The following is a 15661-nucleotide window of genomic DNA, read 5'->3' on the forward strand; positions in this document are numbered from 1 at the left end:
CGATGTGAGTTCCATGGTCGGCAGGCCCTGATCCCTTTGTCAACGGCCTTGGGACCAGGGCTCGGTACCGACGGGCTCCCACCTGCCGCCGACGGCCGGCCCGCAGACGCCACCACCCCTCCCTGAACCGGCATGTCGCAGGTCGGGGTGGTGGCGGTGGCGTCTCTGGTCAGCCCAGCACACCGCCCATGGCGGCGAGGAACAGCCCGAGAGCGACAGCGCCACAGGCCGGCGCGAAGGTGATCGAGCCCCGATTGCCGGACCGTAACGGGCGTTGTCCGTGGGCGGGCGTGGCCGGGTCCGCAGGTGCGGTGCCCGTGGTGGTGTCCACCGTTTCGAGCAGCAACGCACGGCAGTGCGCGGCCAGTTCGGTGATGTCGCCGTCGAAGGGTGCGGTGGTCTCGGCGCGGGCCGGGGCGGAGGTGCCGCCATCGAGCAGCCGCCCGGCGCGGATGTGTACGTGGCCTGTTCCGCGGGCTGTCAGGCTTATCCACTTTCCGACGTGCTCGCCGCGGATGACGGCGCTGCCGCCGCGCTCCCGGTAGACGGTGTGCTGACGCCACAGCAGGGCGGCGAGTTGCCGGCTGATCGTATGGATCTCAAGGCTGTTCAATTCGGTCCTGTCGAATCTGACTGGCGAGATGGCTGGGCTTGCCGGTATCCGCCGCGCGTTGCTGTTTTCGGGAGGCGATTCAGGGGGCGCTGCGCTGGGTGGCCCAGGCCGGGTCGGCCTCATGGACTTCGGCCGCCGCAGACGGCTGCCGGGCCCGCGGCTCGCTCCCCGCGACCGCGGTGGCGACGGGCTCGGCGGCTGCCGCCCGACCGTCGGCCGGACCGATGCCGGCGGCCAGTAACAGCGGTGCGAGTGAAGGGACGTGGGCCCTCCTTCGTCCGGATCGGGCCGCGCGTCCGGTGATGTGTGTACTCAACTTGTGTGTCCCTTCCGGATCGCTCGTCGCGAGCGATCATCAAGGGACTGTAAATGCAGAGTAAACCCGTTGCTTCCAGCGGAAGTTGACGGCTATTGAGACATGGTTCACGGTTGCTTGGAGGAACACCCATAACTCGAAACCCCCTTACGGAGGACGGGGAGGGGGTTGTGCGGAAAGGTGTGACATGTCCGAGTGAAGCTTGTGAGGAGATGGCGACGCACCCCTTCCCGGCCGCACGAATGCGGGCCAGGAAGGGGTGCGGCGGGCAGGACCGGTTCAGATGTCCCGGAAGAGACGAGCGAGTGTCGTGACCTGCTGTGATAGGCGTGCGATGGCCGCTGACCTGGGCGAATGACCTTTCGGCTATTTCACGTTCGTGCCGCTTGATGGGGCCGGAAGTCCCAGAAAAGTCCCAGGGGACTCCCAGGGCTGACGGGCGCCTTTCGGCTCTACACGGCGGTACGGGCTCATCGAACGGCCTCGTTTCCTGCGCGGGCGTTGGAGCCCAGTGCCGCCTCAGGCAACGCTTGCCTCGTCGTGACGTGACGGACCGTTTGGGTCCTGTCCTGGTCGGCGTGCGGCGTCAAGCTGTGCGGGTGGCCGAACGAGTACGCCTCCGTGAGATCGATGAAGGCCAGCGGTTGTCCGGGATCGTCCGCCGCGGCACAGGGTCGGTGGTGACCTGGCGCCGGGCCACGCGTTCGGGCAGCAGGTGGCGGTTGCGCAGCGGCTTCCAGCCCAGCTGGTCCATCAGGTCGACCCAGCCCTGGGCCTCGCCGCGGCGGTCGCGAGGCGGACGGGTCCCTCGGCTGTGACTGCCCAGTCGGCCCCGCCACTCGATGCATTAACCCTGGGTATTCAGCGGAATTGGGTGATCTGACGCCCCGCTAGCAGAAAGGTGCCGTTGACCTGCGAGAACGCGAGTGTCTAGATCGTATCCGCTGGAGGGAGCAAGGCGCCTTTCTGGTGGTCGAGAGTACAGGGCGGGACCGTCGGCTGTCCGTGGTGGCTGACGGGAAGAGGCTGGTCGGGCATGCGGGAGCGGTGCTGCTGCGCCGGTGCGCGGACCGCATGGGGCTGACGGGTGCGCTGGCCGGGGTACTGCCGTCCAGCGCAGCAGCTGGCCGGCGGGAACGCGCCGGGGTACTGGTGCACCTGGCGATCGCGATCGCGCTGGGGGCTGCGAACCTGTCGGAGGCTGAGCAACTTCAGTTGCTTCACCGGCCGTTGCTCGGGACCGCAGCCTCGGACTCCACCGCCCGCCGGATGCTGGCCGCGCTCGACGAGGCCACCCTGGCGAAGATGGCAAAGGCGCGGGCGAGGGTGCGCCGGCACGTGTGGAGTCTGCTGCGTCTGCCGGCTGGGCGGCTTCCCCTGGCTGACCGTGGCGGGCAAGTGGCTGACCGGCTGGATCGTCATCGACCTCGACGCCACCATCATCACCGCAGCCTCGAAGAAGACCGGGGCTGCGGTCACCTTCAAAAAGACGTTCGGGTTTCATCCGCTGGCCGCGTGGTGCGCGAACACCACCGAATCGCTGGCGATGCTCCTGCGGCCGGGAAACTTCGGATCGAACACGGTGGCCGACCATCTCACCGTGCTCACCGAGGCCCTCGCCCAGATCCCCGGCTCCTCCACGTCGAAAATACTGGTGCGGGTGGACGGGGCCGGAGCCACCCACGGGCTGCTGGAACACCTGGAAGCCTTGAACACCACGCGGCGCACGGTCCGCTACACGGTCGGCTGGAAGGTCACCGAGGACGACGAGAAGGCCATTGCCCAACTACCCGACGCCGCCTGGGAGACCTCCGTACACCAGGGCGGCAGCCTCCAGGAAGGATACTTCGTCGCCGAGTTGACCGGGCTGAACATCCGCGAAGGCTGGCCGGACGGCATGCGGCTGATCGTGCGCCGGGTCAAGCCCACCCGGCGGCATCTGAAGAAATTGACCGCCTTCGAGAACAAGACCGGCTGGCGATACTGCATCACCGCCACCAACATCCGCCACATGTGGGGCATCGCCGGCTCGGGCCACAGCCAGTTCCTGGACGTACTGCACCGCTCGCAGCCCGCGGGCATACGCCTCGATCGTCCGGGGCGCCCGGCGTCAGCCCCGCCGAGTACGAGACCGCACTCGCAGCCTGACCACCACACCAAAGGCGTCCGTCAAACCGGAACAAGCTCACGTCGAGCTGGCTGGGTAGTACGGAGCGTGACGTCATGGCGGAGCCTTGGCGGCGATCGTTGGGCAGCGGGAGAGGTGCCCGGGCCGCCCGGCCCATCCGGCCTGGAGCCGCCGGCGATCACGATGTACTGCCTCCGCGTGTGGATCTTGAGACGTCCGATCCGGATCCAGTGTCTCGTGTGTTCAACATCAGGAGTCAAGGAGCTCGGAGTACCTGACCAGGCACGACAGGCCGTGGGTTCCCGGTCCGGTCCCGTCGTGATCTGGCCAAATGCTGCCGATGTTGTGCGCATTCCAGCCGATCGTACGCCTCTGAGCACTGCCCGCTCAGAGCTGCGGGTGATCCGATTATCGGCCTTCTTCGCTGACGCGCAGCACGATGACAGTTGAAAGGCGTCGGATACGCGAAATTTATGGGCCGGTCAGGGGGATGACCGAAGACGCACCGGCATGGGGAGTGGCCAGAGACCGTTTTTTTCGAGTGGCGGACTGCGGCGCATGTCGTAGGTTGATCCCCGGGCAGAGTGAAGCGGACGGCCGGCCTGGTGGGGGCTTGAGCCTGTGCACTATCTCGGGGGAGGGCTGTTGCATGCTCGGTCAAAGGATGGGGTGGTCTTGGGGGCGCCGCCATGATCTTCGTAGCAACCGCTTGCGTGATGCTCAGCTCCGCGCTCACAGTCGCCGCTTGATGCGAAAGCTCGCGCCGCCGCTGCCACTGAATGTCGTCACGCTGTGTCACTTGCTGGGCGATCTGCGGGGTACGCCGATCCGCCTGCTCGAATGGGATCTTCCCGCCGACGGACCTTTCGGTGTGCTCATCTCGCGGGAGGATGAGGATGTCATTGCTTATCAGGCCAGGACCACCAAGGCGCATCAAGCGCACATCATTCTGCACGAGGTCGGACACATAGTGGCCTACGACCTCGCGGGAGAGCGGCCGGCGGAGTTGCAGCTTCGGACGTGCTACGCGGACCGGGACGAGCGCGACGCCGAGATCATCGCTTCGACGGTCATGCATCACGCGATATCGATGAGTCGCCGGGCGCAGCGCTACGGCCTCGACGAGCCGTGGCGTCCGTCCGTATACAACAGCCTGGTCCTGACGGATGGGCTCAGGTGAGCATGCTCAACCTGGTTGCCATCGTCACCCTGCTCGGGGGCGCGGCATGGACCACGCCTGCTCTGATTCAGCGGCGCTTCCGTGATTCGATGCGGGTGCACCTGTGTTTGGCGCTGTTCCTGATGGGGACGGGGAACACGCTGAGCCAACCGGTCGTCCTCCGGTTCGTGGACCAGTACACTCTCGTCGGTTTCACCAAGTTCGCCTACAACGCGGCGGTTCTGATCGGGCTCTGTCTCATGGTCGGATTCCTGCGGGAGAGCCCGCTGAACAGCTTCAGGCTGCCGTGGCCGTGGGAGCTCGGAGCCTGTCTGACCTGCTTGGCGGGCATGCTCGTCGTCACGCTGCTGCTTCCACCACCGTTGCGTAACCACGACCTGACATCGGTCTTTCTCGTGGACTGGCGCACCCGGGTTTTCTACAACCTCGGCAACTTCTACCTGCTCTTCGGGTACACCGCCTGTGCCGTTCTGGCCGGGCGGCACGCGCGGCATGGACACCCGCTGCGCAAGCTCTCTCTGAGCGCCATCACCGTAGGGCTGAGCGGACTCGCCTTCACCTGCGTCTTGCGCTTCTTCTGGGTCAACCTGCCCACGCTCCGGGAGCCCGGGAGGCCGGTCGACTACGTAGACGTCTTCGTCTTCGGCCAGATCGCCACCATCGTGGTGTGCGCCGGGCTGACTGTGCCCTGCGTCGTGAGTCTCGTGCAGATCGCGCAGGAGAGGATGGACTGCCGGGCCCAGTACCGAGGCTTGGAGGAACTCTGGAACAGGATGATGGAGTTCCATCCCGAGCTGGCCCTCGACCGTGGGAGCCGGCGCCGAAGCGCAATGCCCGCCAACGCCTCGGCCGTGTACCGACGCTATGTGGAGTGCCGGGACGGCCTGACCCGCCTCGGCCCCTATCTGCAGTGCGCAGCCGACGACGGGCCGGCCCCCGCACGCGACGACACCAAGGCATCCGCCCGACTGGTCGACCGTGCGTTGCACCTGCTTCGTGGCGAGCGTGCCCGGGACACCGAGCTGCCGACGACAGCGGCGTTCGTCATCGCTCCCGAGGAGCACCGCCGTTCCACCGGCCGCGACTACGAGAACGATCTCGAAGCACTCATCCGGCTGTCCGGCGAGCTGAGTGAACTGCGCTCCGGTGCACGGAACGACCTCCGGAGTCCGTGACCGGAGGATGCTTCTCAGGCGTCGCTACCGGGTGTGTCCGGTGATCCCTTCGACGCGTCCAGCACATCCATGATCGACAGCAGTTGGTCGCGCAGACCCGGCGTGAGCTGGCCCGCGCGCATCGCAATCGAGCGGACCTGCCGGTCGGAGAGGGCCGTCGCCCATTCGTCCTTCTCCTCGGCGGGGGCCTGAGGTGCCTCGTTGACAAGTGTGCTCACCGACACCGGAAGGGTCATGTCGCGGGACTGGAAGTACTTCACGATGGCGGAGAGAACGTTGACCGTCGGATTTGTCTGCGACCCGTTGCGCAGCGCCGTGAGGTAGCTCCTGGAGATGGTCACCTCGTGGCTCGTGTCGTTCGAGATCGCCTGAGCGACCTCCGACGTCGACGGTTCACGAAGGCGGCCCACGGCATCCGCGGTCGCTGCGTCGGTGAACCAGGCATTCAGGCGTTCCGCCAGCGTTGCCATGGTTCGACCTCCTTTGGTCTACGGCGATTCGGGGCACGGCAGACGGGCGTGGCGGGCCTCGACCTCGGCCCAATGTTCGTTGCCACGCTATATCGGTCGATGCGTGAGAAGTGTAACACGAATGTCACCCACGAAGCTCTGCTGCTATTATATTGGTCTCGACGCCGTTAAATAGGCCTGCCGCCTAGTTCATCGGCGCTCACAACTGGAGGGGAAATGCGCAGCGGTACTGCTTTCACTCAAGGACTCCGCCAGGCCGTCGACAACGGTCCGGTATGGACGGTCGAGGCCGTCCGGCAGGTGCGCTACCACGTCGTCAGCTCCGACGGCCTGTTCGCCCCCGACAACACGACTCTGCTGAACGGCTGCCCGGATGTGCCGTTGCGCCCGGGGGACAGGCGTCTCGTGGTACTGGACGAGAACGTCGACGCGCTCTACGGCGCCACGGTGCGCGAGTACTTCGCCTGTCATGGGGTCGACGCGCAGGTCGTGTCGCTGCGCGCGGACGAAGCGGTCAAGCAGTGGGATGCCGTGACGCGCGTCGTCGACGCCATGAACGACTTCGGCATCGACCGCCGGCGTGAGCCGGTCATCGCCGTCGGGGGCGGAGTGCTGACCGACATCGTCGGGTTCGCCGCGAGCCTCTACCGGCGCGGAACCCCGTACATCCGGATCCCCACGACCCTGATCGGGCTGGTCGACGCCGGAGTCGGTGTCAAGACCGGAGTCAATTACGAGCTGGGCAAGAACAGGCTCGGGACGTACGCGCCGGCCACAGCCACGTTCCTGGACCGGTCGTTCCTGCGCAGCCTCGACCTGCGGCACATCAGCAACGGCCTCGCCGAGATCCTGAAGATGGCCCTCATTCGTTCCGAAGACCTGTTCGCCCTGCTGGAGTCGAGCGGTGCGGCCGTGCGCGCGGACCGGTTCCAGGGGACCACCGGCGCGCTCGGCGCGGCGGCGGACACGATCATCGCCGAGTCCATCCACCTCATGCTGGAGGAACTCCAGCCCAACCTCTGGGAGTCCTCGCTGGAGCGCTGTGTGGACTACGGGCACACTTTCAGCCCGACCATCGAGATGCACGCGCTGCCCGAGCTGCTGCACGGGGAGGCCGTCGTCGTCGACATGGCGCTCACGACGGCCTTGTCGGCCCTGCGCGGCTATGTCAGCGAGACCCAGGCCGACCGGATCTACTCCGTGATCCACTCGCTCGGTCTGCCGTTGTGGAATGAGGTCCTGGACGAACCGGACCTGCTGGAGAACGCCCTGGAGGACACGGTGCGGCACCGTGACGGAAGGCAGCGTCTGCCGCTGCCGGTCGGCATCGGACACCACCGGTTCGTCGACGACGTCACGCCGAAGGAACTGCGCGAGGCCGCACGGCTGGTGCGCGGCTATGGGCAGCAGCCGCCCTCCGGGTTCCCCCTGGAGACGTTCGTGTCCGCGCGGGTGGGCGTGTGACCGGGGCGAACCGCGACCCGGCCACGGCGGTCGTGGTCGGCGGGTCGACCGGAATCGGGCGGGGCGTCGCCGACGCGTGGGCTTCAGCCGGATTCGAGACACACGTGTTCAGCCGCAGCAGGCCGGCCGGGACCGGGGCCGATCGACTGGTCTGGCACCGGCTCGACCTCCGAGACGCCGATGGTTCCGGGGCGGCTCTGCGAGCCGGTCTGCCGTCCCGGATCGATCTGGTCTGCTACTCGGCGGTCTACTTCACGTCCAGGCGCGAGCCGTTCCTCCGGACGGACGAGGCGGACTGGGACGACCAGTTCGCCGTCAACGTGCACGGCCTGGCCCGGACGTTGCGTGCGTCGCTGCCGCTCCTGAGCGCAGCGGGTTCCGGAATGTTCCTGCACATCTCGTCCGAGGTCGTCTACAACGCCGGTCCGCAGAGGTCCGGTTACGCCGCGACCAAGGCAGCGGCCAGCTCGCTGATCGGATCCGTCGCCCAGGAGACCGACCCTGCCGAGGTCGCCTTCGTCCAGGCGCTGCCCGCCGGCATGGTCGACTCCCCGGGGATCCGGGCCCGGCGGTCGCCGGACTTCGACTACAGCGACTACATGACCCCTGTCGCGTTCGCCCCGCTCGGCATCGAGCTCGCCCGCACCCGCGGTGTTCCGTACGCCGGTGACGCACTCGTCGTGCACGAGGACGGCACCTGGACCCCTATCGGCGACGGACTGCCGGTGTCCCAGTCGCTGTCCCCGGCCGACTCCCGTCCGTAGGACCGAGGCGATGAAAACCCGCCCGTCACAGGCTCTCCCGCCCCACTCGTCCCAGGAGGACCCCTTGCCCCAGATACAAGCCCAGGCGCTGCTGTTCGACATGGACGGCACCCTGGTGGACTCGACGGCACTCGTCGAGTCCACCTGGGGTGGCTTCTGCGACCGGCACGGACTCGACCTCGGCGAGGTCCTGGCCTTCGCGCACGGCCGCCCCACCGCGAACACCGTCAGTCAGTTCCTCCTCGACGCGGAACTGGCCGCGGCGGAGACCCGCAGGCTCGTCGCACACGAGGAGTCGGAGACCACCGGGATCAAGGAGATCCCCGGTGCAGGAGAGTTCCTCGCGGCACTGCCGCGCGCGTCCTGGGCGGTCGTCACGTCGGCCGGGCGGAAACTGGCCGAGGTGCGGCTCGCAGCGGCGGGGCTTCCCGTGCCCGAGGTGCTGCTGAGCGCGGACGACGTGACCCACGGCAAGCCGCATCCGGAGGGCTACCTGCTGGCCGCAGCCGCGCTGGGGGCGGACCCGGGGTCCACCGTCGTCTTCGAGGATTCCGAAGCCGGTGTACGGGCGGGCCTGGACACCGGCGGGCGCACGGTCGTCATCGGCGCCCTCGCCACCTTCGACGGCGTCGCCGAGAGGTATGCCGATTTCCGCGGCTTCCGGATCACCGAGGCGAGCTCCCCGCGCCCCGGCGTGGTGCTGGACGTTCCCGCGCCGATCGCCGTCCCGGCGGCCCGGCCGTGACTAGCGCCGTCGCGACACCTCCGGCGGGCCCCTCGGCGGCGACGACGTTCGCCGCGGACATCGGAGGCACCTGGGTGCGGCTGCGCTCCGGCGGTGCCGACGCTCCCGTCGAGCGTCTCCGTTCCCCGAGCCGGCTCAACCACCCCGACCGGTCGGTCGAGGACTTGCGGGAGGACATGGCCGAGCTGTTGTGCCGGGCCGCCCCGCCCGGAGCCCGCACCGCGATCTCCTTCGGCGCGGCCATCGACCACCTCACCGGCATGGTCTACGGTTCGGCGCCCCTGTGGGGATCCGAGGCGTCGCCGTACGAGCTGGGAGGCGAGCTGCGGCGGCGTCGGCCCGACGTCGACTGGGTCCTGGTCAACGACGTGACTGCCGGGCTTCTGGATTTCGCCGCCACGAGCGCCCGGAGCGGCACCCGGCGCATCGGATACCTGACCATCAGCAGCGGTATCGCGATGCGTGTCGCGGACCTGGACCGGACACGGATCGCCGTCGACGAGTGGGGCCTGCAGGGGGAGATCGGCCACCTCCCGGCCATGGCAGGACCGGGGTCCCGGCTCGTGGGGCTGCCTTGCGCGTGCGGAGCGCCGGATCACCTCGCGTCGATCGCCTCCGGGCCCGGTATCGCGAACGTCGCCCGCCGGCTCGGCGTCCCCGAGGCCATGGCGGCAGAGGAATGGCTCCCCCGCGCGCTCGGTGTGCGCGACCCCGAGGCGGTCCGGCTGCTCGAGCTGTGCGTCGAACCAATCGCGCACATGATCCGCACCCTGTGGTGCCTCGACCCCCACCTCGATCTGCTCGGTCTCGGTGGGGGAGTCGTCGAGGGACTCGGCATCCACTACTTCACCGAGCTGCGGCGGCAGCTCGCCGAACCGACCTCGTACGCGGACAGGGGGCGCAGCGAGACATGGCTCGACGACCGGCTGGTGTTCTGCGCACCCGGCCAGGTCGACGCGCTGCGCGGGGCGGAGCGCCTCGGCGGCTGGGCGTCGGGAATCATGCCGTGAGCGCCGCGACACACCTCGCGTTGGTGCGCCGACCACCGGATGCCCTCGGCCGCACTCCGGTCGACGTCACCGAAGTGAGGACACCGGCGCTCGATCCAGGTGACGCCCTGCTGGCACCCTTGACCGTCGGCGTCTGCGGAACCGACTGGCAGATCCTCCGGGGACTGCGCGACGACCCGAGCCCCGTCCTGGGGCACGAGGGCGTGGCCCACGTCGTCGAGCCCGGTGACACCGGCCTGCCGACCGGCTCACTGGTCACCGTGAACCCCACCCACCCCGACGACCCCGCGTTCCTGCTCGGCCACAACCTGCCGGGGCTGTGGGCGGAGCGCACCCGGATACCCGCCGGTGCCGTCCGTGCCGGACTGGTCGTCCCGGTGCCGGACGGTGCGGACCACCCACGCGTCGCCGCGCTCGCCGAGCCGCTCGCCTCGGTCCTGTACGGCCTGCGGATCGCACTCCACACTCTGCGGCCCGCAACCCTGGTGGTGTGGGGTGACGGCATCGTCGGACGGCTGGCCCGGGAGGCTTGGACGCGCGAAATTCCCGGCGTCGAAACTCTCTTGGTGGGGCGTGGGAACGATGCGGTGGACCCGCACGACGAGGATCTGCCGCAGAGACTGGCCGGCCTGCCGTCACCGGTCGCGGCAGTGATCGCCACGCCCCGTACCGGCACACGGGAGGCATTGTCCGCGCTGGACCGTCATGTACGGGGTGCGCTGTTGGTCGACGTGCACGCGGGCCTGCCGTCCGGTGCCATGCCCCTGGCCGGCCGCGACATCGACGTGGCGGCCTTACGCGCGGCCAACTGCGGGGGCGTGCCGTGGCCGCCGGAGATCTTCACCTTCGACCGTCCGGCCGGTCCTCTGCTGCTCTTCGGCCATCGCGGCGTGGCACGGGACCATCTGCGCCAGGCGGTCGACCTCCTCCTCGCGACGCGGGCCGAACCGCTGGGGCGGCACGCGCTGACCCATGAGTCGGATCTGAAGTCCGCGGCCGGCCTGATCAATTCGGTGCTCACCTCCACCGGGCGGCACTTCGACGGGCGCCGGGTGCTCAAGGCCGCCATCCGGGTCGGGGAGCGGCCATGACCGCTGCCCTGGCCGTCGCCGCCCCGCAATGGCGGATCGGCACCGACCGCAGTGACGCGGCCCGCGTGGCCCTGGCAGCCGGCGCCGACGAGCTGCACCTCGACTTCGGCGGCGCCCACCGCGGCGCCCTGCTGAGTGAGCCGGGCGAGCTGCGTGCGGCCATGGCGTTCGCCGGGGACATCCCGGTACCCGTGCTCGCGGTCAACCACGTGAACGACATCGGCCTGGCGCACCCCGGGGGAGTCGCGAATGCGGCGGCCCTCGCCCTCGTGGAGCGGGCCCTGGAGAGCGCATCGAGTCTCGGGGCGCGGGTGCTCCACGTTCCCGGTTTCCGGCGGAGCCTGCCGGACACCGAAGGAATGCGGGCCGGCACGGTCGAGGCACTGCGCGTCCTGTGCGGGAGCGTCTGTGCGGCGGGTCTGACCCTCGCCTACGAATCCCCCCTCGGGCCCGGCGCCTCCCTCGCGCTGGCCCGGGCGGTGGGCCGGCCGGAGCTGCGACTGGTGCTGGACATCGGCAACCTCCTGGACGCAGGTGAATCACCCATGGAGTTCGCCGCATCGGTCGGCGCTGCCGGGATGCTCCTCCCGGACCTTCACGTGAAGGAGCCCACCGCCGGCGCCGAGGGAGACGGGGTGACGCCGGCCCACGACGAGCTGCGGAACCTGCTGCGGCGCACCGGCGCCCGTTCGGTGCTCGTCGAGAACGACTACCGGTGGGCAGTCGCCCGACTGCGCACCGACATCACGCTCTGCCGAGCCGCGGCCGAGCCCAGCCCTTCCAAGGACGATCGATGAAATCCATTCAGCTCACCGGTCCGCGCGCGGTGTCGGTCACGGAGACCGACGTACCCGAACCGGGCCCTGGTGAGGCGCTGATCCGGGTGGCCGTGCTCGGTCTGTGCGGGACTGACCTCGGCTTCTTCGACGGGAGCAGCAACTATCTGCGCGACGGGCTGAAGAGTTACCCCTTCGTCGTCGGCCACGAGTGGCTCGGCACCGTGGTGAGCGTCGGCCCCGGCACCGGCCCGGCGATCGTCGGCCGGCGTGTTTCGGGCCACAACTTCCGTGGTTGCGGCCAGTGTTCCCACTGCGCACAAGGCCGGATCAGATACTGCCCGGACCGTAGCGAGATCGGGGTACTCGGCCCCCGGCCGGGTGCGGGCTCGGAGTTCCTCACCGCCCCGCGGGAAACGCTGACACTGATCCCCGACGGGCTGTCCGACGCCGCAGGGGTCCTCCTGGAGCCGACAGCCGCAGCGGTCCACGCCGTGGACCGGCTCGCCGTGACGGGGAAGGACCGGGTCGCGGTGCTTGGCGCGGGGACCCTCGGGCTCGCCGCGGCCCAGATCGCCACCGCTCTCGGAGCCGCCACCGTCGTGTTCGATCCGCAGCCCGCCGCCCGAGAGTTGGCGGGCCGGCTCGGCCTTCGCTCCTCGGTGGCCCCCGCCGAGGCCGACGAGGCGTCCTACGACGTCGTGATCGAAGCGTCCGGCAGCACCGCCGCTGTCCGCTCGACCGTGGAGCTGATCGCGCCGGGCGGCCGGGTGGCCCAGCTCGGGACTCCGCACCGCACCACCGACGGGTTCGACGCGGCCACGCTGGTGATCCGTGACGTGACGCTTCACGGCGTGTTGTCCGGTGTCGGCCACTGGGACCGGCTCGTCGGTCTCGTGCAGTCGGGCGCGGTGAACCTGGACGCGCTGGTCGACCGGATCTTCCCGCTCGACCAGCTCGACGCCGCCTTCGCCCACCTGGCGTCCGGTGACCGCGCCCGCCCCAAGGTGCTGGTGCGCATCGACCTGGACAGTCGCGAAGAGCCGGCCCGCGGCGACTCCGGCGCAGAGGGGACCGATTGCCTGTGAGTGCCACCGAGGCGTCGACGACTTTGACGGCCGGGATCGACGGGCGGACTGCCGTCCGTCTGGCGGTACTCGCCGCTGCCACGTTCGTCTACGTCACCTTCGAGGTCTTCCCGGTCGGGCTCATGCAGGAGATCGCCCACAGCCTTGACGCGACGCCCGGTCGGGTCGGGCTCCTCGTCACGGGATACGCCCTGGTCGCGGCCGTCGTCACCATCCCGACCGTGGCGCTGGCCTCGCGGGTCTCCCGCAGCACGGCGCTGGTGGCCTCCCTGGCGGTCCTGGTCGGGGCGGAGTTGCTCGCCGCGGCCGCGACCGGGTACACAATGATGGTGGTGAGCCGGGTCGCGGCAGCACTGACCCATGGGGTGCTGTGGTCGTTGATCGCGCCGGCGGCCGCGACCCTGGTGCCGCGTGACCGGGTGGGAACCGCGACCGCCGCGGTCTTCGGCGGGGCGTCGCTCGCGGCGATCGTGGGGAGTCCGGGCACGACCCTGATCGGCGGACTCATCGGCTGGCGAGCCACCGTCCTGGTGCTCGCGGCCGCCACGGTGGCGGTGACCCTGGCCCTCGTCTGGGCCCTCGGGCCGCGTACGGGCGGAGGGGCAGCCCGGAAGGAAGGGCCGGCGTACGACGCCACAGCCTCTCCCGCGCGTGACGCCACGGCCTCTCCCACAGGCGGGACCGCGACCGTGGCGCGAGGGACCGCCACCGTGCGGGAGGGGGGAGACGCCTCCGTGAACTGGCGAGGGGTACTGATCCTGTGCGGCGTGGCGCTGGTACTCGTCACGGCGCACTTCCTGAGCTACACCTATTTCGCCGTCATCGTCACCGACGTCACAGGAGCTTCGCGTGCGATGGTCACGCTGCTCACGGTCTTCGGTCTCGCCGGAGCCGCGGCGACCTATCTCGTCGGGCGCTACAACGACACAGTGCCGCAGCAGACCGCGGCCGTCACCATGGCGGCCTTCCTGGCGGGCGTCGGTCTTCTGGCCCTCGGGTTCGCCCCGGTTCCGACGGCGGTGCGGTACACAGCTGTCGCTGTCGCCGTCGCTCTGTGGGGCGGCGCGTTCGCCGCGGCGGGGCCTGTGTTCCAGACGGGCGTCATGCGCCTGGCGGCCAGGGACGCCGACCGGGCGTCGTCGGTCTACGTCACGGTCTTCCAGATCGGGATCGCCTGCGGATCGGGTTCGGGAGCGATCCTGCTCGGCGTCTCGACGGCTTGGCTTCCCGCGGTTTCGACGGCGCTCGCCCTTCTGACGCTGGCCGTCGTCCTCCTGTGGCGGCCCGTTCCGGCTGTGGGTGACGAGCGGTGAACGGCGCGAGCAGCAAGCTGCTTGTATATTAGCCAAATAACTTCTATAGTTACGTTGACGCTTCCAGGGAAGCACTTGTGCGACATAGTCAACTTCTGGCTTGTCGTTCATCGATTCGGACCCCGCGCCTTCGGCCCGGCCGCAACGGTGCGGGCCAGGGCAGCCGTCGGCGCCCCCCTTGCCGCGCCGTAGGTGCTTGTCGAGCCGGCCCGGCCGCGTCCACCGTCGCCCGTAGTCAATGAGAGGCAGCCCATGCGGTTTCGTATGGCGGTACTGATTCTGGCCATCTTCTGCGTCGGTACTGCAGAACTGGCGCCGAGCGGGATGCTGGGAGACCTGTCCCGGGACCTGTCGGTGACCGTCCCCACCGCGGGCCTTCTCGTCACTGTCTACGCGCTGACCGTGGTGATCGGCGGCCCACTCGTCACCGCCGTCTCCACCCGGATCCGCCGCAAGTACCTGCTGGCGGCGCTCCTTCTGGTCTCCGTCGCCGGCAACGCCGTCTCGAGCCTTGCGCCGAACTTCGGCGTGCTGGTCGCCGGCCGCGTGCTGACCGCTGTCATCCACGGCACCTTCCTCGCCGTCTGCGTCGTCACCGCGAGCAGCATGGCCGCCAAGGGGCGGGAGGGGTCGGCGGTCGCGAACACGCAACTGGGCATCAATCTTGCGACCGTGCTAGGCGTTCCCCTCGGCACACTGGTAGCGCAGCAGTTCAACTGGCGGGCCACCTTCGGGGGCGTCGCCGTGCTCGCCCTGGTCGCCCTCGTTCTCATCCTGTTGGTGATCCCCGATGACGACGCCACCGCCGATGCGCCCCCCGCCCACCAACTGCGGGTGTTCCGGCAGTGGCAGGTGATCGGCACGGTCGTGGCCACCATGCTCTGCTCGGCCGGAATGTTCACGCTGATCACCTACATGGTGCCGCTGCTCACGGACGTCGGGAACTTCCCGTCCGCCTGGGTCCCGGCCGTGCTGCTGGCGTACGGGCTGGGCTCACTCGTGGGCAACGCCGTCGGCGGCCGGATCGCCAACAAGTCCGTCGACACGGCCGTCCTCACCCTGTCCTGGGTACTCGCCGCGGTCTGCGTCCTGTACTGGTTCGTAGCCCCCTCGGCGGTCGGTGGGGCGGTGTTTCTTGCTCTGTTCTCCATTGCCACGTTCGCTCTGATCCCCGGACTCCAGACCAAAGTCCTCACCGCGGCGGCGGACGCCCCGACACTCTCACTGACCGCCAACATGTCCGCCTTCGGTCTCGGCGCCGCACTGGGCTCCTGGGCGGGCGGGCAGGTCATCGACCAAGGCTTCGGTACGCGCTCCGTGACGCTCGGCGCGGCGGTGTTCACCGCCCTCGGGGCCCTGCTGATCGCCCAGATCGTCCACGTCGAGCGGCGCCGGAAGGCGGTTGCGGAATCCGACGCGGACACCGGCTCGCGGGTCCCCGCCTGACCGGTGGCACGACCCGCGCCGAGCCCGCGGCCTCCGCCGCGCCGACCCCGTGAACCGCTGTCCCTACCGAGAGAGCCAGACG

Annotated in this window: 15 protein-coding genes and 1 pseudogene; 13 read left to right on the top strand and 3 right to left on the bottom strand. The window is 69.4% G+C overall.

Going from position 1 to position 15661, the window contains the following annotated elements:
• Positions 1-169 precede the first annotated feature (169 nt).
• Positions 170-613 (bottom strand): hypothetical protein, encoded by a 444-nt coding sequence (locus tag OHB13_RS29365; RefSeq protein ID WP_328379057.1) that lies wholly within the window; start codon positions 611-613, stop codon positions 170-172.
• 79 nt (positions 614-692) lie between these two features.
• A complete protein-coding gene (locus OHB13_RS29370; RefSeq protein WP_328379058.1) occupies positions 693-929 on the bottom strand; it encodes a hypothetical protein in 237 nt (78 codons plus the stop codon).
• Positions 930-1937: 1008 nt separating this feature from the next.
• Between OHB13_RS29370 and OHB13_RS29375 the strand changes: the two are divergent.
• From OHB13_RS29375 to OHB13_RS29390, 4 genes and pseudogenes are all read left to right on the top strand, one after another.
• Positions 1938-2210 (top strand): annotated as a pseudogene (locus tag OHB13_RS29375) (IS1380 family transposase); the annotation flags it as partial.
• Between the two features lie 106 nt (positions 2211-2316).
• The gene (locus OHB13_RS29380; protein WP_328379059.1) at positions 2317-3507 is read left to right on the top strand and encodes a transposase; all 1191 of its coding nucleotides are present in this window, start codon (positions 2317-2319) and stop codon (positions 3505-3507) included.
• A gap of 298 nt (positions 3508-3805) precedes the next feature.
• On the top strand, positions 3806-4237 hold the full coding sequence (locus tag OHB13_RS29385) for a hypothetical protein (RefSeq protein WP_328379060.1): 432 nt from the start codon (positions 3806-3808) through the stop codon (positions 4235-4237).
• Positions 4238-4239: 2 nt separating this feature from the next.
• A complete protein-coding gene (locus OHB13_RS29390; RefSeq protein ID WP_328380417.1) occupies positions 4240-5412 on the top strand; it encodes an MAB_1171c family putative transporter in 1173 nt (390 codons plus the stop codon).
• Positions 5413-5426: 14 nt separating this feature from the next.
• Here the strand turns inward: OHB13_RS29390 and OHB13_RS29395 are convergent, their stop codons facing one another.
• On the bottom strand, positions 5427-5882 hold the full coding sequence (locus tag OHB13_RS29395; RefSeq protein ID WP_328379061.1) for a hypothetical protein: 456 nt from the start codon (positions 5880-5882) through the stop codon (positions 5427-5429).
• Positions 5883-6098: 216 nt separating this feature from the next.
• Between OHB13_RS29395 and OHB13_RS29400 the strand changes: the two genes are divergently transcribed.
• From OHB13_RS29400 to OHB13_RS29440, 9 genes are all read left to right on the top strand, one after another.
• Complete coding sequence (locus OHB13_RS29400; protein WP_328379062.1) at positions 6099-7346, top strand: sedoheptulose 7-phosphate cyclase; 1248 nt, start codon at positions 6099-6101, stop codon at positions 7344-7346.
• On the top strand, positions 7343-8110 hold the full coding sequence (locus OHB13_RS29405) for an SDR family NAD(P)-dependent oxidoreductase (RefSeq protein ID WP_328379063.1): 768 nt from the start codon (positions 7343-7345) through the stop codon (positions 8108-8110). Before OHB13_RS29400 ends, OHB13_RS29405 begins: the two co-directional genes overlap by 4 nt.
• A gap of 64 nt (positions 8111-8174) precedes the next feature.
• Positions 8175-8855 (top strand): HAD-IA family hydrolase, encoded by a 681-nt coding sequence (locus OHB13_RS29410; protein WP_328379064.1) that lies wholly within the window; start codon positions 8175-8177, stop codon positions 8853-8855.
• Positions 8852-9865 carry an ROK family protein gene (locus OHB13_RS29415; protein WP_328379065.1) on the top strand — a complete coding sequence of 338 codons (1014 nt, stop codon included), beginning with the start codon at positions 8852-8854 and terminating at the stop codon, positions 9863-9865. The genes OHB13_RS29410 and OHB13_RS29415 overlap by 4 nt, the downstream gene beginning before the upstream one ends.
• The gene (locus tag OHB13_RS29420; protein WP_328379066.1) at positions 9862-10956 is read left to right on the top strand and encodes an alcohol dehydrogenase catalytic domain-containing protein; all 1095 of its coding nucleotides are present in this window, start codon (positions 9862-9864) and stop codon (positions 10954-10956) included. The genes OHB13_RS29415 and OHB13_RS29420 overlap by 4 nt, the downstream gene beginning before the upstream one ends.
• On the top strand, positions 10953-11753 hold the full coding sequence (locus tag OHB13_RS29425) for a sugar phosphate isomerase/epimerase family protein (protein WP_328379067.1): 801 nt from the start codon (positions 10953-10955) through the stop codon (positions 11751-11753). Before OHB13_RS29420 ends, OHB13_RS29425 begins: the two co-directional genes overlap by 4 nt.
• The gene (locus OHB13_RS29430) at positions 11750-12820 is read left to right on the top strand and encodes a zinc-dependent alcohol dehydrogenase (protein ID WP_328379068.1); all 1071 of its coding nucleotides are present in this window, start codon (positions 11750-11752) and stop codon (positions 12818-12820) included. The genes OHB13_RS29425 and OHB13_RS29430 overlap by 4 nt, the downstream gene beginning before the upstream one ends.
• Positions 12817-14133, top strand: a complete 1317-nt coding sequence (locus tag OHB13_RS29435) for an MFS transporter (protein ID WP_328379069.1) — start codon at positions 12817-12819, stop codon at positions 14131-14133. The genes OHB13_RS29430 and OHB13_RS29435 overlap by 4 nt, the downstream gene beginning before the upstream one ends.
• Before the next feature lie 264 nt (positions 14134-14397).
• Positions 14398-15579, top strand: coding sequence for an MFS transporter (locus tag OHB13_RS29440; protein WP_328379070.1), 1182 nt, complete (start codon positions 14398-14400; stop codon positions 15577-15579).
• Positions 15580-15661: the final 82 nt, after the last annotated feature.

The organism is Streptomyces sp. NBC_00440 (genome assembly GCF_036014215.1).
Taxonomy (GTDB): domain Bacteria; phylum Actinomycetota; class Actinomycetes; order Streptomycetales; family Streptomycetaceae; genus Streptomyces.